We start from the raw sequence: 20,871 nt of genomic DNA on the forward strand, positions 1-20,871 counted from the left end.
AATAAAAACGCAGACTTCCATTAAATATTATCTATAAACAATAAGTTGTAAATACACATGCTATATATACGTCTTATCAGTGACCTTGTCTTATCGCATGCAAGGTAAAAGCATCAAATAGTTCACAGTTGATTATGGCGCTGTACAGGAAGCACCCGAAAATCTGTAGCCGAACGGGCATGCCCTGGCATTACGCGTCTGGCGTGCGCCAACGGAAAGGGAACGTAAAAAATCGAAGGGAAAGATAATGGTACTTTGGTGCCGACGGGCAGATTGATCTGCAACTTCATCCTTTCATTGCAAGCCAACTTTGCGCAAAGCTTCCAATTTTTACCTGTGACAGCGGATTGTCCACTGGGCTAGTATAGCGTTGGAAAAAGGTCCTCTATTCGTAGCGCTTCAAGTAACACGCAAGCCTCATCATCTTGATGACTCAGGCGACAAAAGTTTGCCAGCCTGTTTGCCTGTCCTATAAGCTCCGTTTTAGACCAACTGATTGATTTACATGAGCTATCGTCTATTTTGCTCGCAACCCACAGATTTAGTGATTTTTTGTGAAACGGCCTGATACCTAATGATGACAATGAAAATCACAATTAACTTTAAATTCAATGGATTGGAAACGGTAACGTTATGACCAGCACCGATAAACTCGATTCACACACGCCGATGATGCAGCAGTACCTGCGCCTCAAGGCCCAGCATCCCGAGATCCTGCTGTTCTACCGCATGGGCGATTTCTATGAGTTGTTCTACGACGACGCCAAACGCGCCTCCCAACTGTTGGATATTTCGCTGACCAAACGCGGCGCTTCGGCGGGTGAGCCAATCCCAATGGCCGGCGTGCCGCACCACGCGATCGAAAACTACCTTGCCAAGCTGGTTCAGCTCGGTGAGTCCGTCGCCATTTGCGAACAAATCGGCGATCCGGCGACCAGCAAAGGTCCGGTCGAGCGCAAGGTCGTGCGTATCGTCACGCCCGGCACCATTACCGACGAAGCACTGCTGCAGGAACGCCAGGATAACCTGTTGGCGGCTATCTGGCAGGACGCAAGGGGCTTTGGCTACGCTACGCTGGACATCAGCTCCGGCCGTTTTCGCGTCGCCGAACCGGAAGACGTCGAAACCATGGCGGCCGAGTTGCAGCGTACCAATCCCGCCGAGCTGCTTTATCCGGAAACCTTTGAACACATGGCGCTTATCGAGAAGCGCCACGGCCTGCGCCGTCGTCCATTGTGGGAGTTTGAACCCGAAACCGCACGCCAGCAGCTTAACCTGCAGTTCGGCACCCGCGATCTCACCGGTTTTGGCGTGGAACAGGCCCATCAGGCATTGCGCGCCGCCGGCTGCCTGTTGCAGTACGTCAAAGATACTCAGCGCACGGCATTGCCGCATATCCGTGGCATCACCATGGAGCGTCAGCAGGACGGCATCATCATGGATGCCGCAACGCGGCGTAACCTTGAACTGACCCAGAGCCTGTCTGGTGGCAGCGAAAATACGCTGGCGGCCATTCTCGATTGCACCGCAACGGCGATGGGCAGCCGTATGCTCAAGCGTTGGCTGCATATGCCGACCCGCGACATCAAGGTACTGAACAACCGCCAACAGGCGATTGGTGCCCTACAGGATCTGTATGCCGATCTGCAGCCTTCGCTGCGGCAGGTGGGCGATCTGGAACGCATACTGGCGCGTCTGGCATTGCGTACTGCACGCCCGCGCGATTTGGCGCGCATGCGCCATGCATTCCAGCAGTTGCCAGATATTCACGCGCTGCTCCAGGGTGTGGAAACCCCGCACGTGCAGCATCTGTTGTCGCAAGTCGGCCAGTTTAATGAACTGCAGGATCTTCTGGAACGAGCGGTAGTTGAAGCTCCGCCTGTGCTGGTTCGTGACGGCGGCGTCATCGCCCCCGGTTACAACAGCGAGCTGGATGAGTGGCGCGCATTGGCCGACGGCGCCAGCGACTATCTGGACCGTCTGGAGATCCGCGAACGCGAAAAGTTGGGGCTGGATACGCTGAAGGTGGGGTTTAACGGCGTACACGGCTATTACATCCAGGTCAGCCGCGGACAAAGCCACCTGGTACCGATCCACTACGTGCGCCGCCAGACGCTGAAAAACGCCGAACGCTATATCATTCCCGAACTGAAAGAGTATGAAGACAAGGTCCTGACCTCCAAAGGCAAAGCGCTGGCGATCGAGAAAGGCCTGTATGAAGAACTGTTCGATTTGCTGCTGCCGCATCTCGGGGAATTGCAGCAAAGCGCCGGTGCGCTGGCTGAGCTGGACGTACTGGCTAACCTGACGGAGCGTGCGGAAACGCTGAACTATGCCTGCCCGACCATGAGCGAACAGCCGGGTGTGCGCATCACCGAAGGCCGCCATCCGGTGGTCGAGCAGGTGCTGAGCGAGCCATTTATTTCCAACCCGCTATCGCTGTCACCTCAGCGTCGCATGCTGATCATTACCGGCCCCAATATGGGCGGTAAAAGCACCTATATGCGTCAAACGGCGCTGATCGTTCTAATGGCACACATCGGCAGCTATGTGCCGGCAGCCAAGGCCGTGATCGGCCCAGTGGACCGTATCTTTACCCGCGTTGGCGCAGCGGACGACCTGGCCTCTGGCCGCTCCACCTTCATGGTGGAAATGACCGAGACCGCCAATATTCTGCATAACGCCACCGAGCACAGCCTGGTGTTGATGGATGAAATCGGCCGTGGCACATCGACCTACGACGGCCTTTCCCTAGCCTGGGCCTGTGCGGAGAATCTGGCCAGCCGTATTAAGGCCATGACACTGTTCGCCACCCATTACTTCGAGCTGACTACTCTGCCGGAGAAAATGGAGGGCGTGGTTAACGTGCACCTGGATGCGCTGGAACATGGTGACACCATCGCCTTCATGCACAGCGTGCAGGATGGTGCGGCAAGTAAAAGCTATGGTCTGGCAGTTGCGGCGCTGGCCGGCGTGCCGCGAGAGGTGATCAAACGCGCGCGCCAGAAGCTGCGTGAGCTGGAAGCCATCTCAAGCCATACCGCCTCCGGTACCGTTGACGCCACCCAGATGACGCTACTGAATGAGGAAACTTCACCGGCGGTAGAAGCGCTCGAAGCGCTGGATCCGGACTCACTGTCACCACGACAGGCGCTGGAGTGGCTTTACCGCCTGAAGAAAATGGTGTAAATCCGCCAGCGCTACGGGCATAAAAAAACGGTGAGCATTATGCTCACCGTTTTTATTTTGATGCGATTCAACTGCCGACGTTATTCGCGGAACAGCGCCTCAATGCTCAGGCCCTGCAACTGCAGAATTTCACGCAGGCGACGCAAACCTTCAACCTGGATCTGACGTACACGTTCGCGAGTCAGGCCAATTTCACGGCCCACATCTTCGAGCGTCGCCGCTTCGTAGCCCAACAGGCCGAAACGACGAGCCAGCACTTCACGCTGCTTGGCGTTCAGTTCGAACAGCCATTTAACGATGCTCTGCTTCATGTCATCGTCTTGCGTGGTGTCTTCCGGCCCGTTGTCTTTCTCGTCAGCCAGAATGTCCAGCAGAGCTTTCTCTGAATCACCGCCCAACGGCGTATCGACAGAAGTGATACGTTCGTTCAGACGCAGCATACGGCTGACGTCATCGACCGGCTTGTCGAGTTGCTCGGCAATCTCTTCAGCGCTCGGTTCATGATCCAGTTTATGAGAAAGCTCGCGCGCGGTGCGCAAATAGACATTCAGTTCTTTAACGATGTGGATAGGCAAACGAATGGTTCGGGTTTGGTTCATTATCGCCCGTTCAATCGTCTGACGGATCCACCAGGTTGCGTAAGTTGAGAAACGGAAACCGCGTTCCGGGTCAAACTTTTCCACTGCGCGGATCAGGCCGAGGTTACCCTCTTCAATCAGATCCAGCAGCGCCAGGCCGCGATTACTATAGCGGCGGGCAATTTTCACCACCAGCCGCAGGTTGCTTTCGATCATTCGGCGGCGGGACGGCACGTCACCGCGCAGTGCACGCCGCGCAAAATAAACTTCTTCCTCTGCGGTAAGCAGCGGAGAATAACCGATTTCGCCCAGATAGAGCTGCGTCGCATCCAATACGCGTTGAGTAACGCCTTGAGACAACAACTCTTCTTCTGCTAGATCACTCTCACTGGCCTCTTCTTCGACCAGTGCTTTTTCGTCGAATGATTCCGCTTCCGTTGCGTTCTCGTCGAAATCCGCATCATCCTGTAACTCGTTAACTTTCAGCGTATTTTGGTTCATATGCTGCTCCTACCCGTGATACCGCGAGCAGAATATCAGCGTATTCTGCCCAATCTATCGCTGCGGAAGAAAACGCAGCGGGTTTACGGATTTCCCCTTGTAACGAATTTCAAAATGCAAACGTACTGAACTGGTTCCGGTGCTACCCATGGTTGCTATTTTTTGACCCGCCTTCACTTCTTGTTGTTCCCGGACCAGCATTGTGTCGTTGTGAGCGTAGGCGCTCAGGTAATCATCATTGTGTTTGATGATGATAAGATTACCGTAACCCCGTAAAGCGTTGCCTGCATACACTACGCGACCATCGGCGGTAGCGAAGATCGGCTGCCCACGAGAACCGGCGATATCGACACCTTTATTCCCACCTTCTGATGAGGAAAAGTTATCAATGATCTTACCGTCAGTTGGCCATCTCCAGGTACTCACTGGCGAGCTGTTACTGACGGTGCTGCTCACTGGTGGAGCAACGACCGGCGCGGTAACAGGCGCTGCTGCGGTGGTTGCCGCTACTGCACCTGCTGCAGGTAACATCTTACCTACATTCTGTTTACCCGAATTATCAGAATACGCGTTAGTTGATGGAGAATCAACCGTTGCAGTTTGTATCTGCGTAGTGGACGGCGGCTTCGGAACACCGCCGCTGGTTGCGTCTGTCGCCGCCAGCATGCCACCGTTTCCGTTGGCAGAACCATTACCAAGCTGAATGCTTTGCCCCACATTCAAACTGTATGGCTCAGGAATATTATTACGTTGCGCCAGGTCACGGAAATCGTTCCCGGTGATCCACGCGATGTAAAATAGCGTATCGCCTCTTTTTACCGTGTAGGTATTACCGCTGTAGCTCCCTTTGGGAATTGAATTGTAACTGCGGCTGTAAACGATGCGCCCTTCAGGACTTGCGTTTGCTCCGGCGTTGCCGGATGCAGCGGCTGCGCCACCGCCCACACTACTGATAGGGGCTGATGTCGATGCATCATTCGTACAACCTGCCAACCACAAACTTACCATCGTACACACCGCAACCCGGCGTAAAGTAATCATTGGGCTTCCCGTGCTCATGCTTCCCCCATGACAGCAATATCAGCGATATATCCAAAATACCCTTTACATCGTAGCTGAGCTTTTACCACTCTCTCAGTTTCTGCGATGAAAGGTGCCCGCGGCCGATCCCTGAATGCCAGGAAATCTCCTGCCGGAGCCTCAAAACAGCGCGCCAATGCTAACCACATTAGCGGTGCCGCACCATAAGACAACTACGCAGAAAGGCAATTGTATTGAAAATTAACTTTATTGAAACGCTAAAACCTTAACCGGAGGTGATGAAAGTGCAACAGATTTCATTTTGCGCCTAAAATTCAGACAATCCTTAGGCCAGTTCACCCTTAACCAAGGGTACAAAACGCACCGCTTCGACGGTATCGATGACAAAATCATTGCCCTGACGTTGAATGCGCTTGAGGATTTGGGTCTGTTCCCCCACCGGCAACACGAGAATGCCGCCGTCATCCAGCTGTTCCATCAGCGCCGGCGGGATTTCCGGCGGCGCCGCAGTAACGATAATGGCATCAAACGGACCGCGCGACGCCCAACCCTGCCAGCCGTCGCCATGACGTGTAGAGACATTGTGAAGATCCAGCTGTTTCAAACGGCGCTTGGCCTGCCATTGCAGCCCTTTGATGCGTTCGACGGAACAGACATGCTGTACCAGATGCGCCAGAATAGCGGTTTGATAACCGGAACCTGTGCCTATTTCCAATACTCTTGAAGTTGGCGTCAGATTTAACAACTCGGTCATTCGCGCAACCATATAAGGCTGGGAAATGGTTTGGCCAGAGCCGATGGGCAGCGCAGTATTTTCATAGGCTTTGTGTTCAAGTGCCTCGTCAACAAAGCGTTCACGCGGCACCGCTTCTATCGCTTGCAGCAACCTTTCTTCCTGGATCCCCTGTTGACGCAGCTGCGTCAGCAATGTTTGCATACGCTTGTTCACCATTCCCCGCCAACCCCTGCTTTGGTTAACCACGTTTTTACCACGTCCTGGGCTGCATAGGCGGTTAAATCCACCTGTAAGGGCGTAATCGCCACATACCCTTGCTCCACAGCAGCGAAATCCGTGTCCGGCCCGGCATCAAACTTATCACCCGGTGGCCCGATCCAATAGAGGTTTTGCCCACGCGGATCCTGCTGGCAGAACACTTTGTCTGCCGGGTGGCGGCTGCCGCAGCGGGTCACGCGAATGCCTTTGATCTGGTCGAGCGGCAAATCCGGCACGTTAATATTCAGAATTTTCCCCGTTCGCAACGGTTCACGCTGTAAAGCGCGCAGCACGCGGCAGGTGATCGCCGCAGCAGTAGCGTAATGCTGATGGCCGTTCAACGACACCGCCAACGCGGGCAAGCCCAGATGGCGCCCCTCCATGGCAGCGGCTACGGTGCCGGAATAGATAACGTCATCGCCAAGATTGGGCCCGGCGTTGATGCCGGAAACCACGATGTCCGGCGCAGGCTGCATCAAGGCATTCACTCCCAGATACACGCAGTCGGTCGGCGTTCCCTGTTGCACTGCAATGTCACCATTGGGCAACGTCAGGGTGCGCAGCGGCGATTCCAGCGTCAACGCATTGGAAGAACCGCTGCGGTTACGATCGGGCGCCACAACCTGCACCTCAGCGAATTCTCGCAGCGCCGCCGCCAGCACCTGAATACCTGGGGCGGTAACTCCGTCGTCATTACTCAGCAATATCCGCATAAGAGGTTGTCTTCTTTTATCTCTCTCAACCGGGCAGCGCTTAACGCAGCCAGGCAATTAAATACCAGGAGTGACCACCCCAAAGGCGGCGCCTAACCAGCAGATATTATGTTTACTCCCCCCGGCGTGTCCAGTAACCAAAGGGAAAGACCGTTTTGCGCTCACGGCTCCTTACCTGAGTAAACCCTAGAGGTAAATCACACATTCCTTACGAAAACCTGACACTACAGTCGCAATTTCGTATTATCACGAAACAATTATTTCAAGGTTCATCCCTTTCAATGCCGTTAGCAAGACTAAAATATTTGGACGGTTTGCGCGGCATTTTTGCGTTAACCGTGGCATTAAGCCATTTTTTTGGTAGCCAATTTGGCTGGCGTGACTACCCATTCCAAAACGCGTACATCTCCATGGATTTCTTTTTTATCCTTTCGGGGTTTGTGCTGACTCATGTTTATGGCCAAGCCCTATCTTCAGGCTCGATGAGCGATAGAAAATTTATCTTCTATCGCTTTGCACGCATGTATCCACTGCACATTGTAACGATGGCAGCCGTTGGTATCGTTTATTTGTTGACGCAACGCGCATTGCCCTTTGATGAACCGCTTCTTTCTGGTATCGCCAATATTTTTCTCCTGCAGAACATGGGCTTTGTCAACAACTGGAGTTGGAATGACCCAAGCTGGTCAATATCCGCCGAGTTTTGGGTTTCCGTCTTTCTGGTCCCCTGGTTTATCCGTCGTGCAAAAACCAATCAGCTGCTATTTATCGCCTTAATGTGCTACACCGTTTTATATACATCCTTCGGTTCGCTGATGGTCGGTCATGAAATGATATATGGTGCTGTCACCGCCGGCTTTGTCAGATGCATCGCCGGGGTCGCGCTGGGGGTTGCCGTTTGTCGTATGGCACAAGGCATTCGGCAGATAGAACTCAGTCGTGGGCGAAAATCTATTATTGGCTGCCTTGATTTCATTCTTTTCACAGCCGTTGTGTATTTGGTTTATCAAAAAAACCCGATCGGAAAATTAAGCTTCTTGCCAATCCCGCTTATCGCGTTGCTTATTTTAAGCCTGGCGACGTTAAATTCATGGTTTCATCAGGTGATTGGCAGCCGAATTCCGGTCTGGTTTGGTGATATCAGCTATTCTGTTTACCTTATACATACCCCCATTATTTTAGTTATGGGAGGGGTACTCGCTCCGCTGGATTTACCACTTGCAATAAAACTCATGGTCTTTATCGCCTTGACGTTAATCTTGTCACAGCTCACTCATCGCTTCTTCGAGAAGCCCTGCTATGAATGGTTAAAGAAACGTTTTTCCGGCAGACCGCCAGCCGAGGTGAAAGAGATAAAGTTAAAAACCGAAAAAAAGCTCGTTACTCCACGCTAAGGCACAGATAAAAAAACCTGCATATGCAGGTTTTCTGTTATTACTCGCCAATATCCACGTCATCGCTATCTTGCCGCATGATTTCGCGCACCACGCTGGTGGCAAAACTGCCGGCCGGCAGCCAAAAGCGCAATTCGACGGTGGCGTCATCCCACCAACTCCACTGTATCTTTTGCGGCAGCAACAGCATCGCACGTCGAGCCGGATCAACGCGTTCACGTTTTAACAACGCCATCAGCTCCGGCTGTTCCACTAAACACTGCCGTTCAAAATCCAGCGCTTCCCCAGCGGTACCCGGTTCGCCGTCGCCCGGCAACGGCGCGGTAATCAGCAGTTCACCGGCATCCAGCCGCTGTTGCAACTCAGTCAGCTCATCCGGTTTGGCGACAAACCAACTACCGCGACCATGGAGTTGCAGCGCATCCCCTTCCAGTACCTTACGGTGTTGTTGATTGGCCAAGCGCTGGCTGGCGATCAGATTAAACAGCGCACTACGGCTGGCGGAAAGATAAAAACTGCGCTTGCTGCGTTCTTTAACCCGGATCTCATCATTCGCCCAACGGCGCGCCATGACCAGGTTATTGCCACCGCGACCAAAACGCTGGCTGCCGAAGTAGTTCGGCACGCCACCTGCCGCAATGGCCTGCAGACGCTGTTCGACATCCTGACGATCGGAGATCTGACGCAGTACCAGAGTAAAAGCATTGCCTTTTAGCGTGCCGATGCGCATTTTTCGCAGATGCCGGGCACTGGTCAACACTTCGCAGCCCTCCAGCGAGAACTGGCTGAAATCGGGCGTTTCCTTGCCCGGCAGATGCAAACAGAACCATTGTTCGGTCACCGCATGGCGATCTTTCAGGCCGGCATAGCTTACCGAACGGGGATGAATGCCGGCAAAACGCGCCAGATAGTCGGCGACAAACTGGGTGTTACACCCGCTCTTGCGAATGTTCACCAACACATGTTCGCCTTCACCGTCCGGTTCAAAGCCCAGATCTTCCACCACCACGAAATCTTCCGGGCTGGCTTTCAACACCCCGGTGCTTTGCGGTTGGCCATACAGCCAGGTCAGATTAGCCATATCCATGCGTTATTCCTTGATCAACAAGGCAACCGCTTCGCAGGCAATGCCCTCGCCGCGCCCGGTAAAACCAAGCTGTTCGGTGGTCGTGGCTTTAACGTTGACGTCATCCATATGGCACTGCAGGTCTTCCGCCAGAAAAATACGCATCTGCGGAATATGCGGCGCCATTTTGGGCGCCTGGGCAATAATGGTGATATCCAGGTTCCCCAGGCGGTAGCCTTTGGCGCGAATGCGTTTCCAGGCTTCACGCAGCAGTTCACGGCTGTCGGCGCCTTTGAAAGCCGGATCGGTGTCCGGGAACAGTTTGCCGATATCCCCAAGCGCCGCCGCCCCCAGCAGAGCATCGGTCGCCGCATGCAAAGCCACGTCACCGTCCGAGTGGGCCAGCAAACCTTTCTCATAAGGGATGCGAACACCACCGATCACCAGCGGCCCTTCGCCGCCAAATTTATGTACGTCAAAACCGTGACCGATACGCATAATGCGCTCCTTAATCGTCCAACCGGGTTAAATAAAACGCCGCCAGCGCCAAATCCTCCGGCCGCGTGACTTTAATATTGTCCGAGCGCCCTGCGATCAGCAGCGGGTGATAACCGCAATGCTCCAGCGCAGAAGCTTCATCGGTGACTACCGCTTCATCGTCCAGCGCGCGCTGCAAACAAAGTTTGAGCAACTGCAGCGGGAAGAGTTGCGGCGTAAGCGCATGCCACAGGTCCTGGCGTTCAACGGTATGGGAGATAGCCTCCTGCCCAGGCTCCGCACGCTTCATGGTGTCGCGCACCGGCGCGGCCAGAATGCCGCCAACTTTGCTGTGTTCGGTGATCGCCAGCAGACGATCGAGATCTCCTGCGTGCAAGCAGGGGCGTGCGGCGTCATGCACCAAGACCCACTCGGCCTCACCGGCCAGTTGCAACCCAGCCATCACCGAATCGGCGCGTTGGCGGCCGCCAACGGTCACTCGTACACGGGGATCCTGGGCAATAGGTAACTGGCAGAACTGCCGATCGTCAGGACCGATCGCCACAATCACCTGCGGAATGCGCGGATGACGCAGCAACGCGTGGATCGCGTGTTCAAGGATGGTTTGCTTACCGATGGTTAGATATTGTTTCGGGCAATTCGCCTGCATGCGGCTGCCGACACCGGCAGCGGGCAAGACGGCAATCACCGATGGAAAGGTGCCTGCAGAGTGATTCATTCGTTACTTTTGTACGTTATTTTGCGAGGAGGACGCCGCATTGCGTCTTGATTGATCTGGAACCAGACGATAGAACGTTTCACCGGGCTTAATCATGCTCAGTTCATTGCGCGCACGCTCTTCGATTGCTTCCTGACCACCGTTCAAATCGTCGATTTCGGCAAACAACTGATCGTTACGCGCTTTCAATTTAGCATTGCTGCCCTGTTGGAGCGCAACGTCCTCATTGACCCGCACGTAATCGTGAACACCATTTTTACCCAGCCACAGTGAATACTGTAACCAACCGAGCAATGCCAGCAATAGCAGCGTAAGTTTTCCCATCTCCGCCCCCTGAAAAACCGACCAATCATCCCACAACTTTTCGTTGGACTCCACACTGAGAGCGGCATTCACTGCCAAATTCAGAGTAAGGATGAGAATTTCCTGAGTTTATAACCTAAATTCACTTCGAAAGCGGCAAAAAAAAACACTTTCGCCATAGAAAAACCAGCCGACGCCACAACATTCTCCCCTTCAGCGTTTTTCCGGTTATGCAGTAAGAACAACTGGCTGCCTGCCAATTTTACCAAAGCTTCCGCCAGCCATGAGCAAAAAGTGAATATTTAACACCATTAAAAATTTCACCCTCAGGTAGTGGTTGTGTTTTTATTCATTAAATATTATTTTTATGCACTCATAGTGCATAAATAAATCCAGTGAATAACTTTTAATTACCGGGGATAGCGATGTTTAAATCTTTAGTTGTGATTGGCGCCTGTCTGGCCGCCACCCTGTCGGCCTCAGTCCTGGCGGCTGAGCCTACCTACGTCGTCGGCTCTGGCGGCACCTACCGTCCGTTTGAATTCGAAAACAGCAGCAAACAGCTGGAAGGCTTCGATATCGATATCATCAAGGCCGTGGCCAAGGCCGAAAACTTTCAGGTCAAACTGGTGAATACGCCGTGGGAAGGCATCTTCGCTACGCTGAACTCAGGCGATCGCGACATCATTATTTCCGGCATCACCATTACCGACAAACGTAAACAAATGGTTGATTTCTCTGCACCTTACTTCCCGGCAGAACAGGCTATCGTGGTACCTAAAGACTCCAGCGTAGACTCTATCGCCGCACTGAAAGCGCTGAAGGTCGGCGTCGTGAACTCCAGCACCGGCGACATCGTGGTGTCCGACGTGTTGGGTAAAAACAGCACCGCCATCAAACGTTTCGACAATACCCCGTTAATGCTGCAAGAGCTGTATGAAGACGGCATCGGCGCAGCCGTGGGCGACGTCGGCGTGGCCAAGTTCTACATCAAAACCCATCCGGAAAAAGAGTTCAAACTGGTGTCTGATACCAAATTCGAACGTCAATATTTCGGTATCGCCGTAGCCAAAGGCAATGACGAACTGCGCGGCAAAATCAATGCCGGCCTGAAGAAAATCGTCGCCGATGGCACTTACGCCAAAATCTATCAGACCTGGTTTGACAGTAACGTGCCGACGCTGCCGGCTGAATAATCGACTGGCGCTCGTCAGCGCCGAAGGCTGTAAACAGGCGTAGCGAGTTACGTCATATTGGGTGCGGACAGCGAACGGCCACCGGAGTGGGTACATAGTCCATGAGGATGGCGAGTAGTGCCCCTATCCCAAGGTGACGACACGCAGCAGCCTTAACATTCTTAAATAAGGATCAGACCTTGAATTTCCGTTGGGAGATTATCCAGGAGTACGCCCCGCTGTTTATGGAAGGCGCCTGGATGACCATCAAATGCACCATTATCTGCGTGATATTGGGCACCACCTGGGGGCTGATCCTCGGGTTAGGCCGTCTGGCGCAGGCGCCACACGGCATCTGGAAACCGATACTGCATTACGGCGTTCAGTGGCCGGTGCGCATCTACATCAGCGCCTTCCGTGGTACACCGCTGTTTGTACAGATTATGGTGGTTCACTTCGCGCTGGTACCGCTGTTTATCAACCCACGTGACGGCCTGTTGGTCACCAGCGGTCTGATGAGCACCGACTTCGCCCGTGCGCTGCGCTCCGACTACGGCGCATTTCTCTCCTGCGTCGTGGCGATTACGCTCAACGCAGGTGCCTACGTCTCGGAAATTTTCCGCGCCGGCATTCAATCTATCGATCGTGGCCAGATGGAAGCTTCGCGTTCGCTGGGCATGAGCTACGGTAAAACCATGCGCAAAGTGATCCTGCCGCAGGCGTTCCGCCGCATGCTGCCGCCATTGGGCAACAATGCCATAGCCATCGTCAAGGACTCCTCGCTGGCCTCCGCCATCGGTCTTGCCGATCTGGCCTATGCCGCCCGCACGGTTTCCGGTGCCTATGCCACTTATTGGGAGCCCTACCTGACCATTTCGCTGGTTTATTGGGTCCTCACCTTCCTGCTTTCGCTGATGGTGCAACACATGGAAAAGAGGTTCGGGAAAAGTGATTCGCGTACATAACCTGCAAAAACAATTCGGCGAAAGTCACGTACTGCGCGGCATATCCTGCGAGATCGCAGCGAACGAAGTGGTCTGCGTCATCGGCCCGTCCGGCTCAGGAAAAAGCACTTTCCTGCGCTGTATCAACGCGCTCGAGACCCTGTCCGGCGGTGAGATCCTGGTCAACGGTTTTGCCATACATAGCCAGAAAACCGATCTCAATAAAATGCGTGAAAGCGTGGGCATGGTGTTTCAACGCTTTAACCTGTTCCCGCATATGACGGTGCTGGAGAACATCATCATGGCACCTATCGGTGTGAAAAAACTGTCGCGCGCCGATGCCATAGTACGGGCAGAGGCGCTGCTGCAAAAGGTGGGGCTGCTGGACAAAATTGATGCCTATCCCAACAGTCTGTCCGGCGGTCAGCAACAGCGTGTAGCCATTGCCCGCGCGCTGGCGATGGAGCCGAAAATCATGCTGTTCGACGAACCTACCTCCGCACTGGATCCCGAGTTGGTTGGTGAAGTGCTGGCGGTGATGAAGTCATTGGCGCACGAAGGCATGACGATGGTCGTGGTGACGCATGAGATGGGCTTTGCCCGCGAAGTGGCCGATCGGGTGTTATTTATCGATCAGGGCATCATTCAGGAAGAAGGCTCGCCGCAGCAGATTTTCAACCAACCGACCAATCTGCGCACTCAGGCTTTTTTGAGCAAAATTTTGTAACCTTCCGCACCGCTTTGCAATGCTCCGGGCGCAGGCTACTGCGCCCGTTCCCTCACCAGCCAGTCAGAAAACTGAATACCAGCCAGAATAGACACAGCACGATAGCGCCGGTCAGCAACAGCGTCAGGAGGAGTCTGCCACGCAGCAACATGCTGAGCGTAATGCCAATCAGCACCGATACCGGCATCAGGGCCAGGAAGAACGGCCAGGTGTAGAGAAGAAAAAACAGGGTGTTAGAACCGTAAACCAGAAACGGCACCGCGAACGCCAGCCAGTAAAAAACAAAGCCGCAGACGCCGCCCAGGAAAGAATACGAGGGTTCCTCTTTTTCAGGCGTTGAGTCGATCAAAACAGGCGAGACATTTTGCATAGTAATCCCTGGTTATTCGGCGCGCTCTGCGGCGGGCTTAGCGTAAAAAGCGTGCGACGCAAAAACGCCACACGCTTTTTTGAATTCAGGGTTTGATAATAGCCCGACCACGCAACACGTCTAACAATTGCGCAATCAAATTTGTTACCAATTGTTGGCCATCAAGGTGAATATCGGGCTGCTGCGGCGCCTCGTAAACCGAGTCGATCCCGGTGAAATTACGCAGCTCGCCGGCACGCGCTTTTTTGTATAATCCCTTCGGATCGCGCGCTTCGCAAATCGCCAACGGGGTATCGACAAACACCTCGATAAAACGATCGCTATCGAGCAGTTCACGTACCATTTGCCGTTCAGCACGATGCGGGGAAATAAACGCGGTCAGCACCACCAACCCGGCATCCACCATCAGCTTCGCCACTTCGCCAACGCGACGGATATTCTCACGCCGATCGTCATCTGAGAAGCCCAGATCGCGGCACAGGCCGTGACGCACATTATCGCCGTCCAGCAGATAGGTACTGACGCCAAGCGCGTGCAGCGCCTGCTCCAGAGCGCCGGCAACGGTGGATTTACCCGAACCGGATAGCCCGGTAAACCACAGCACCACGCCTTTATGACCGTTGCGGGCTTCGCGATCCGCACGCGCTACCGCATGCGGATGCCAGACCACATTGTCATCATCCGGCCCGGTGGGCCGTTGTTGATCCTCGGTCACGTTATTTGCCCCCAAGCAGGTCGCGCGCACCCCAATGCGGGAAGTGTTTGCGCACCAGGGCGTTCAGTTCCAGCTCGAACGCACTATGGTCCCCCGCCAACGCCTGCGCGCCATGCAAGGTTTCGCGGATCAGACCGGCGCCGACCGTAACGTTGCTCAGGCGATCGATAAAGATCAGCCCACCGGTATCATGGTTGCGCTGATAGCTGTCCAGCACCAACGGCTCGTCAAAAGTCAGCTCCACCAAACCGATGCCGTTCAACGGCAAGGTATCCGCCTGATGCTGCGCCAGCGAGTTGATTTCTACCTGGTGGCGAATACCTTCCACGCGCGCACGGGTCTTTTTACCCGCGACTTTAATGTCATAGCTCTGGCCCGGAAGAAGTGGCTTTTCAGCCATCCACACCACGTCGACCAGCGCGCTTTGCGCCGCCTGCAGGGTTTCCCCGGCATCGACCAGCAGATCGCCGCGGCTGATGTCCACTTCGTCTTTCAGCACCAGCGTAATGGCTTCACCCGGAACCGCCTCCTGCAAATCGCCATCAAAGGTGACGATGCGCGCTACGGTGGATTCCACGCCTGAAGGCAGTACCTTCACGCGTTGGCCCACGCGCACCACACCGGCCGACAGCGTGCCCGCGTAGCCGCGGAAATCCAGATTCGGTCGGTTGACGTATTGCACCGGGAAGCGCAGCGGCTGTGCTTCACGCTCGCTGATCACATCCACGGTTTCCAATACTTGCAGCAGCGTCGGGCCGCTGTACCAGGGCATATGCGCGCTTTCGGTCGCGACGTTGTCGCCGTCGAGCGCCGACAGCGGCACAAATTTGATGTCCAGATCGTTCGGCAACTGTTGCGCAAAGGTCAGGTAGTCCTGTTTAAACTGCTCGAACACCGACTCTTTATAGTCCACCAGATCCATTTTGTTGACCGCCACCACCAGGTGACGAATCCCCAGCAGCGTAGCGATAAAACTGTGTCGGCGGGTTTGATCCAACACCCCTTTGCGCGCATCGATCAGCAGGATCGCCAGATCGCAGGTGGAAGCGCCGGTCGCCATATTACGGGTGTACTGCTCATGCCCCGGTGTATCGGCGATAATAAACTTGCGTTTTTCGGTCGAGAAATAACGATAAGCCACGTCGATGGTAATGCCCTGCTCGCGCTCGGCCTGCAGGCCGTCCACCAACAGCGCCAGATCGAGCTTCTCGCCTTGGGTGCCGATACGCTTGCTGTCACTGTGCAGCGTAGACAGCTGATCTTCGTAGATCTGGCGAGTATCGTGCAGCAGGCGACCGATCAGGGTGCTTTTGCCATCGTCGACGCTGCCGCAAGTCAGGAACCGTAACAGGCTTTTATGTTGCTGTGCATGCAAGTAAGACTCTACCCCGCCCTGCTCAGCGATTTGTTTGGCAATTGCCTGGTTTTGAGAAACTATAGTCTTCATCCGGCGGCTCCTTAGAAATACCCTTGACGCTTCTTCAGCTCCATCGAGCCAGACTGATCGCGATCGATCATCCGTCCCTGGCGCTCACTGGTGGTGGATACCAACATCTCTTCGATGATCTCCGGCAGCGTTTCCGCCTCCGACTCCACCGCACCGGTCAGCGGCCAGCAGCCCAGGGTGCGGAAACGAACCATACGCTGGCTGATCTCTTCGCCTGGCTGCAGATCGATACGATCGTCGTCCACCATCAGCAACATGCCGTCACGTTCTACCACCGGACGCGGTGCGGCCAGGTACAGCGGCACGATGTCGATTTTTTCCAGGAAGATATATTGCCAGATATCCAGTTCGGTCCAGTTCGACAGCGGGAACACGCGAATGCTCTCACCCTTGTTGATCTGGCCGTTGTAGTTGTGCCACAGCTCCGGGCGCTGGTTTTTCGGGTCCCAGCGATGGAAGCGGTCGCGGAATGAATAGATGCGCTCTTTGGCGCGCGATTTCTCTTCGTCACGGCGTGCCCCGCCAAAAGCGGCGTCAAAACCGTACTTGTTCAGCGCCTGCTTCAGGCCTTCGGTTTTCATGATATCGGTGTGCTTGGCGCTGCCGTGCACGAACGGGTTGATGCCCATCGCCACGCCTTCCGGGTTTTTGTGTATCAGCAGTTCAAAACCGTATTCTTTCGCCGTGCGGTCACGGAATTCGTACATTTCGCGGAATTTCCAGCCGGTATCCACATGCAGCAACGGGAACGGCAGCGTGCCCGGATAGAACGCCTTACGCGCCAGATGCAGCATCACGGAAGAGTCTTTACCGATGGAATAGAGCATCACCGGGTTGCCGAATTCAGCGGCGACTTCACGGATGATATGGATACTCTCCGCCTCCAATTGCCGCAAATGAGTGAGTCGTTTTTCGTCCATAACAGATCCTTAAGCCAAATTCACGACGGCTGGGCGTGATACCCCTTCCGTCTGCGGTTGATGCCCAAACCAGGCGATTTGGTGATGCAGTTCCACCACTTCGCCGATCACCAGCAGCGCCGGTAACGGTGCCTGTTGAGCCAATTGTTCGAGTTGTTGCAAGGTACCGATCTGCACCTGTTGGTCCGCTCTCGTGCCACGGCTGATCACCGCGACCGGCGTACTGGCCGCACGGCCGTGGGCGATCAGGCGCTGGCTGATATCCGCCGCCTTCATGGTGCCCATGTAGATGGCCAGAGTCTGCCGCGCACGCGCCAGATCGGCCCAATCCAACCCGTCGCCGTCGGGGCGACAGTGGCCGGTAATAAAGGTAACGCTCTGCGCATGGTCACGGTGCGTCAGCGGGATGCCGGCATAGGCCGTCGCCCCGGCAGCTGCGGTTACGCCCGGCACGACCTGGAACGGAATGCCTGCGGCGGCGGCCACTTGCAGCTCTTCGCCACCGCGGCCAAAGATAAAGGGATCGCCCCCCTTCAACCGCACCACGCGTTTGCCCTGTTGCGCCAGTTCCACCAGCAGACGGTTGGTTTCTTCCTGAATCACCGAGTGTGCGCCGGCACGTTTACCCACGCAGATGCGTTCGGCGTCGCGACGCACCAAATCCAGGATTTCATCGCTAACCAAATGGTCATACAGCACCACATCGGCCTGCTGCATCACCTGAAGCCCACGCAGGGTCAGCAACCCCACGTCTCCAGGGCCGGCTCCCACCAGCGCAATTTCACCCTGGGTGCCTTCGCTGCCCAGTGCAAACTGCTGCAAATCCTGCTCCAACTGCTGCTCTGCCTGTGCCTGCTGGCCATTGGCCACCAGCGTGGAGAAGCGACCGCCGAAAGTTTTCTCCCAAAAGCGACGACGTTCGCCGATCGAACTCAGCCGTTGCTTCACCTGGCCGCGCCACCGCCCGGCCACCTCCGCCATCTGTCCCAGACTGGCAGGCAACAGCGCTTCGAGCTTTTCGCGCAGCATGCGCGCCAATACCGGTGCCTGGCCACTTGAAGAGACGGCCACCACCAGCGGTGAGCGATCGATAATCGACGGGAAGATAAACGAACAGCGTGGCTGATCGTCGACCACATTGGCCAGCACCCGGCGTTTATCCGCCTCGCTAAACACCTCGGCATTCAGCGCGCCGTCGTCGGTAGCGGCAATCACCAGGAAAACATCGTCCAGCTGTTGCGCGGCAAAAGCCTGCCCCAGCCAGCGGATATGCCCCTGCTGGCGCTGATGTTCAAGTTCCGGTGAGAGCGACTGCGCAACTATCCGTATTTCAGCCCCAGCACGCATGAGCAGTTCAACTTTGCGCGCAGCCACTTCGCCGCCGCCAACGACCAGCACCGGGCGTTGTTTCAGGTCGGCAAATATTGGTAGATAGTCCACAACAGCCTTTTCATAATATGCAGAATGATAGGGTGACTATACGGGCTGAGATTTAGCCTCTGAAATGACGAAAAGGAATTAATAGTTCCTTTATGGAATATAGGCCGCATCGCAGGGTTCAGGGGGGATTACCGGGCTGAAAGTTTGCGCGCCGGCGCCTAAATTAAGAGCCGAAGAAATTGTGTAATGCCGCGCGTCGTCTCATACTGGACACCGCAAAAAAATCATCGGTATCGCCGATATCAAAGAAGGATTTTTCGGTATGTTTTCCCGCGTTTACCTGAAGACGAGCCTGCTGATGGCGGCGCTCGGCGGCGTTTTCAGCGTTTCGGCCGCTATCCCGGCAGTGAAAGAAGCCCCTGTGGGTAAATTCGCCGCTGACCAGATTCGCCATATCGCCACCTATTTCCCCGGCCGTATGGCAGGCAGCCCGGCAGAACTGCTCACCGCAGACTATCTTAAACAGCAGTTCGGCAAGATGGGCTATCAAAGCGATATCCGCAGCTTCAACACCCGCTATCTCTACACCAGCAAGGACGGCAAAAAGAACTGGAATAACGTCACCGCCAGCTCGGTTATCGCCGCAAAAAATGGCAGCAGCCCGCAACAGATCTTGATCGTGGCGCATTTTGATACTTACACTCCGCAAAGCGATGCCGATCTGGACAACAACCTCGGCGGGCTGACGCTGCAAGGCGTCGACGACAATGCCTCAGGCGTTGGCGTGATGCTGGAGTTGGCGGAACGCCTAAAGAACATTCCCACCGCTTACGGCCTGCGTTTTGTCGCCACCAGCGCCGAGGAGATCGGCTCTCTGGGCGCACAGAACTACCTGCAGCGCATGAGTGCGGAAGAAAAACACAATACCGTGCTGGTGATTAATCTGGACAGCCTGGTGACCGGCGATCGCCTGTACTTCAATGCCGGCCGCAATACGCCGAAGAAGATAGCCAAACAGAGTCGCGATCGCGCCCTGGATATCGCCCACCGTTACGGCATCGCCGCCGCCACTAATCCTGGCGGCAAACAATGGCCGAAAGGCATCGGCTGTTGCTCGGATCAAGAGGTGTTTGATAACGCGGGCATGCCGGTGCTTTCGGTCGAAGCCACCAACTGGTCGCTGGGTGATAAAAATGGCTACCAACAGCGCGCACTCAGCCCGCATTTCCCGCAGGGTATCACCTGGCATCGCCCGCAGTACGATAACCTGCAGTATCTGGAGCGTTATCTGCCGGGCCGGATCGACAAGCGCAGCCGCGAAAGCGTGCAGATCCTGTTGCCGCTGATCAAAGAATTGGCGCAGGCGCACCCGGTTAAAGCGCAGAAAAAGTAATTGCCAACAGAAATAACAAGGCCCGACAAATTTTGCCGGGCCTTGAACGAATTAGCTGCAAACTTACCCTTCGTGCAGACCGCACTCGCGCTTGAGGCCGAAGAAACGGGTTTCTTCTTCGCTCATGCCCGGCTCCCATTTCTGCGTGGTGTGGATATCCCCGACCGACAGATAGCCTTGCTCCCATAGCGGGTGGTAACTCAGGCCGTGATCGGTCAGGTACTGATAAATCTTGCGGTTATCCCAGTCGATAATCGGCAGAATTTTGAATACGCCACGCTGCACCGCCAGCACCGGCAAGTTGGCGCGGCTGCCGGATTGTTCGCGGCGCAGGCCGGCGAACCAGGTCTGCCCACCGAGGGTCTCCAGCGCACGGTTCATGGGTTCAACCTTGTTGATCTGGTTGTATTTCTCAATACCTTCAACGCCCTGCTCCCACAACTTGCCATAGCGCGCCTCCTGCCAGGCGGGCGACGGCTCGGCACGGAACACCTGCAGGTTCAGCTTAAGCTTGTCGACCAGTTGATCGATAAACTGGTAGGTTTCCGGGAACAGATAACCGGTATCGGTGAGGATCACCGGGATATCCGGCTTGATCCGGGTGACCAGATGCAGACATACCGCCGCCTGAATGCCAAAGCTTGAAGAAAGCACAAACTCGCCGGGCAGATGTTCCAGCGCCCATTCCACGCGTTGCTCGGCGGAAAGGGCTTCCAGTTGACCGTTGACGGCCCCCAGCTTCAGCGCCTGTCCAGACTTGGGCAACGCATTCAGCGCCGCCAGATCGAATTCAGCCATGTTGCCT

General features: G+C 55.2%; 20 protein-coding genes. 6 read left to right on the plus strand and 14 right to left on the minus strand.

Going from position 1 to position 20,871, the window contains the following annotated elements:
• Positions 1-633 precede the first annotated feature (633 nt).
• On the plus strand, positions 634-3,189 hold the full coding sequence (gene mutS, locus QZQ97_RS13910) for a DNA mismatch repair protein MutS (RefSeq protein WP_311993956.1): 2,556 nt from the start codon (positions 634-636) through the stop codon (positions 3,187-3,189).
• 80 nt (positions 3,190-3,269) lie between these two features.
• Here the strand turns inward: mutS and rpoS are convergent, their stop codons facing one another.
• From rpoS to surE, 4 genes are all read right to left on the minus strand, one after another.
• On the minus strand, positions 3,270-4,268 hold the full coding sequence (rpoS, locus tag QZQ97_RS13915; RefSeq protein ID WP_004950287.1) for an RNA polymerase sigma factor RpoS: 999 nt from the start codon (positions 4,266-4,268) through the stop codon (positions 3,270-3,272).
• 54 nt (positions 4,269-4,322) lie between these two features.
• Positions 4,323-5,309 carry a murein hydrolase activator NlpD gene (gene nlpD / locus QZQ97_RS13920; RefSeq protein WP_311993957.1) on the minus strand — a complete coding sequence of 329 codons (987 nt, stop codon included), beginning with the start codon at positions 5,307-5,309 and terminating at the stop codon, positions 4,323-4,325.
• Positions 5,310-5,634: 325 nt separating this feature from the next.
• Positions 5,635-6,261 carry a protein-L-isoaspartate(D-aspartate) O-methyltransferase gene (locus QZQ97_RS13925; protein ID WP_311993958.1) on the minus strand — a complete coding sequence of 209 codons (627 nt, stop codon included), beginning with the start codon at positions 6,259-6,261 and terminating at the stop codon, positions 5,635-5,637.
• Positions 6,255-7,016, minus strand: coding sequence for a 5'/3'-nucleotidase SurE (surE, locus tag QZQ97_RS13930; protein WP_006323649.1), 762 nt, complete (start codon positions 7,014-7,016; stop codon positions 6,255-6,257). The genes QZQ97_RS13925 and surE overlap by 7 nt, the downstream gene beginning before the upstream one ends.
• A 281-nt stretch (positions 7,017-7,297) precedes the next feature.
• On the opposite strand from surE, the gene QZQ97_RS13935 reads away from it, so the two are divergent.
• Positions 7,298-8,410: an acyltransferase family protein gene (locus QZQ97_RS13935; RefSeq protein ID WP_311993959.1), complete on the plus strand. Its 1,113-nt coding sequence runs from the start codon at positions 7,298-7,300 to the stop codon at positions 8,408-8,410.
• 40 nt (positions 8,411-8,450) lie between these two features.
• Here the strand turns inward: QZQ97_RS13935 and truD are convergent, their stop codons facing one another.
• Genes truD through ftsB form a run of 4 tightly spaced genes read right to left on the minus strand, consistent with a single transcriptional unit; the run spans position 8,451 to position 11,016 of the window.
• Positions 8,451-9,497 carry a tRNA pseudouridine(13) synthase TruD gene (gene truD / locus QZQ97_RS13940; RefSeq protein ID WP_311993960.1) on the minus strand — a complete coding sequence of 349 codons (1,047 nt, stop codon included), beginning with the start codon at positions 9,495-9,497 and terminating at the stop codon, positions 8,451-8,453.
• A 3-nt stretch (positions 9,498-9,500) separates the two neighbouring features.
• Positions 9,501-9,974, minus strand: coding sequence for a 2-C-methyl-D-erythritol 2,4-cyclodiphosphate synthase (ispF, locus tag QZQ97_RS13945; protein ID WP_004950274.1), 474 nt, complete (start codon positions 9,972-9,974; stop codon positions 9,501-9,503).
• A gap of 10 nt (positions 9,975-9,984) precedes the next feature.
• A complete protein-coding gene (gene ispD / locus QZQ97_RS13950; RefSeq protein WP_311993961.1) occupies positions 9,985-10,692 on the minus strand; it encodes a 2-C-methyl-D-erythritol 4-phosphate cytidylyltransferase in 708 nt (235 codons plus the stop codon).
• A gap of 3 nt (positions 10,693-10,695) precedes the next feature.
• Positions 10,696-11,016 (minus strand): cell division protein FtsB, encoded by a 321-nt coding sequence (gene ftsB / locus QZQ97_RS13955; RefSeq protein ID WP_004950270.1) that lies wholly within the window; start codon positions 11,014-11,016, stop codon positions 10,696-10,698.
• 404 nt (positions 11,017-11,420) lie between these two features.
• Between ftsB and QZQ97_RS13960 the strand changes: the two genes are divergently transcribed.
• From QZQ97_RS13960 to QZQ97_RS13970, 3 genes are all read left to right on the plus strand, one after another.
• Positions 11,421-12,191 carry a basic amino acid ABC transporter substrate-binding protein gene (locus tag QZQ97_RS13960; protein ID WP_311993962.1) on the plus strand — a complete coding sequence of 257 codons (771 nt, stop codon included), beginning with the start codon at positions 11,421-11,423 and terminating at the stop codon, positions 12,189-12,191.
• A 224-nt stretch (positions 12,192-12,415) separates the two neighbouring features.
• Positions 12,416-13,135, plus strand: a complete 720-nt coding sequence (locus QZQ97_RS13965; RefSeq protein WP_044033777.1) for an amino acid ABC transporter permease — start codon at positions 12,416-12,418, stop codon at positions 13,133-13,135.
• Entirely contained in the window at positions 13,119-13,841 is a 723-nt protein-coding gene (locus QZQ97_RS13970; RefSeq protein WP_311993963.1) for an amino acid ABC transporter ATP-binding protein, read from the plus strand. The genes QZQ97_RS13965 and QZQ97_RS13970 overlap by 17 nt, the downstream gene beginning before the upstream one ends.
• A 52-nt stretch (positions 13,842-13,893) precedes the next feature.
• Here the strand turns inward: QZQ97_RS13970 and QZQ97_RS13975 are convergent, their stop codons facing one another.
• The 5 genes from QZQ97_RS13975 to cysG form a co-directional block, all read right to left on the minus strand.
• A complete protein-coding gene (locus tag QZQ97_RS13975) occupies positions 13,894-14,211 on the minus strand; it encodes a DUF3561 family protein (RefSeq protein WP_311993964.1) in 318 nt (105 codons plus the stop codon).
• Between the two features lie 85 nt (positions 14,212-14,296).
• Positions 14,297-14,926 (minus strand): adenylyl-sulfate kinase, encoded by a 630-nt coding sequence (cysC, locus tag QZQ97_RS13980; RefSeq protein WP_041415890.1) that lies wholly within the window; start codon positions 14,924-14,926, stop codon positions 14,297-14,299.
• Position 14,927: 1 nt separating this feature from the next.
• On the minus strand, positions 14,928-16,373 hold the full coding sequence (gene cysN, locus QZQ97_RS13985) for a sulfate adenylyltransferase subunit CysN (protein WP_311993965.1): 1,446 nt from the start codon (positions 16,371-16,373) through the stop codon (positions 14,928-14,930).
• 11 nt (positions 16,374-16,384) lie between these two features.
• Entirely contained in the window at positions 16,385-17,293 is a 909-nt protein-coding gene (cysD, locus tag QZQ97_RS13990; RefSeq protein ID WP_004950261.1) for a sulfate adenylyltransferase subunit CysD, read from the minus strand.
• Positions 17,294-17,302: 9 nt separating this feature from the next.
• Positions 17,303-18,733 (minus strand): siroheme synthase CysG, encoded by a 1,431-nt coding sequence (gene cysG / locus QZQ97_RS13995; RefSeq protein ID WP_311993966.1) that lies wholly within the window; start codon positions 18,731-18,733, stop codon positions 17,303-17,305.
• 262 nt (positions 18,734-18,995) lie between these two features.
• Here cysG and QZQ97_RS14000 point away from each other — a divergent pair, with 262 nt between their 5' ends.
• A complete protein-coding gene (locus QZQ97_RS14000) occupies positions 18,996-20,066 on the plus strand; it encodes an aminopeptidase (protein ID WP_311993967.1) in 1,071 nt (356 codons plus the stop codon).
• Between the two features lie 63 nt (positions 20,067-20,129).
• On the opposite strand, the gene QZQ97_RS14005 is transcribed toward QZQ97_RS14000, so the two are convergent.
• A complete protein-coding gene (locus QZQ97_RS14005; protein ID WP_311993968.1) occupies positions 20,130-20,864 on the minus strand; it encodes a phosphoadenylyl-sulfate reductase in 735 nt (244 codons plus the stop codon).
• Positions 20,865-20,871 lie beyond the last annotated feature (7 nt).

The sequence above is a fragment of the Serratia sp. root2 genome, assembly GCF_031931805.1.
In the GTDB taxonomy this organism is placed as follows: domain Bacteria; phylum Pseudomonadota; class Gammaproteobacteria; order Enterobacterales; family Enterobacteriaceae; genus Serratia; species Serratia inhibens.

Bases quoted from the DNA above. Each gene is read 5' to 3' on its own strand.
- mutS (WP_311993956.1), top strand. From the start codon at position 634: ATGACCAGCACCGATAAACTCGATTCACACACGCCGATGATGCAGCAG.
- rpoS (WP_004950287.1), bottom strand. From the start codon at position 4,268: ATGAACCAAAATACGCTGAAAGTTAACGAGTTACAGGATGATGCGGAT.
- nlpD (WP_311993957.1), bottom strand. From the start codon at position 5,309: ATGATTACTTTACGCCGGGTTGCGGTGTGTACGATGGTAAGTTTGTGG.
- QZQ97_RS13925 (WP_311993958.1), bottom strand. From the start codon at position 6,261: ATGGTGAACAAGCGTATGCAAACATTGCTGACGCAGCTGCGTCAACAG.
- surE (WP_006323649.1), bottom strand. From the start codon at position 7,016: ATGCGGATATTGCTGAGTAATGACGACGGAGTTACCGCCCCAGGTATT.
- QZQ97_RS13935 (WP_311993959.1), top strand. From the start codon at position 7,298: ATGCCGTTAGCAAGACTAAAATATTTGGACGGTTTGCGCGGCATTTTT.
- truD (WP_311993960.1), bottom strand. From the start codon at position 9,497: ATGGATATGGCTAATCTGACCTGGCTGTATGGCCAACCGCAAAGCACC.
- ispF (WP_004950274.1), bottom strand. From the start codon at position 9,974: ATGCGTATCGGTCACGGTTTTGACGTACATAAATTTGGCGGCGAAGGG.
- ispD (WP_311993961.1), bottom strand. From the start codon at position 10,692: ATGAATCACTCTGCAGGCACCTTTCCATCGGTGATTGCCGTCTTGCCC.
- ftsB (WP_004950270.1), bottom strand. From the start codon at position 11,016: ATGGGAAAACTTACGCTGCTATTGCTGGCATTGCTCGGTTGGTTACAG.
- QZQ97_RS13960 (WP_311993962.1), top strand. From the start codon at position 11,421: ATGTTTAAATCTTTAGTTGTGATTGGCGCCTGTCTGGCCGCCACCCTG.
- QZQ97_RS13965 (WP_044033777.1), top strand. From the start codon at position 12,416: ATGGAAGGCGCCTGGATGACCATCAAATGCACCATTATCTGCGTGATA.
- QZQ97_RS13975 (WP_311993964.1), bottom strand. From the start codon at position 14,211: ATGCAAAATGTCTCGCCTGTTTTGATCGACTCAACGCCTGAAAAAGAG.
- cysN (WP_311993965.1), bottom strand. From the start codon at position 16,373: ATGAAGACTATAGTTTCTCAAAACCAGGCAATTGCCAAACAAATCGCT.
- cysD (WP_004950261.1), bottom strand. From the start codon at position 17,293: ATGGACGAAAAACGACTCACTCATTTGCGGCAATTGGAGGCGGAGAGT.
- QZQ97_RS14000 (WP_311993967.1), top strand. From the start codon at position 18,996: ATGTTTTCCCGCGTTTACCTGAAGACGAGCCTGCTGATGGCGGCGCTC.
- QZQ97_RS14005 (WP_311993968.1), bottom strand. From the start codon at position 20,864: ATGGCTGAATTCGATCTGGCGGCGCTGAATGCGTTGCCCAAGTCTGGA.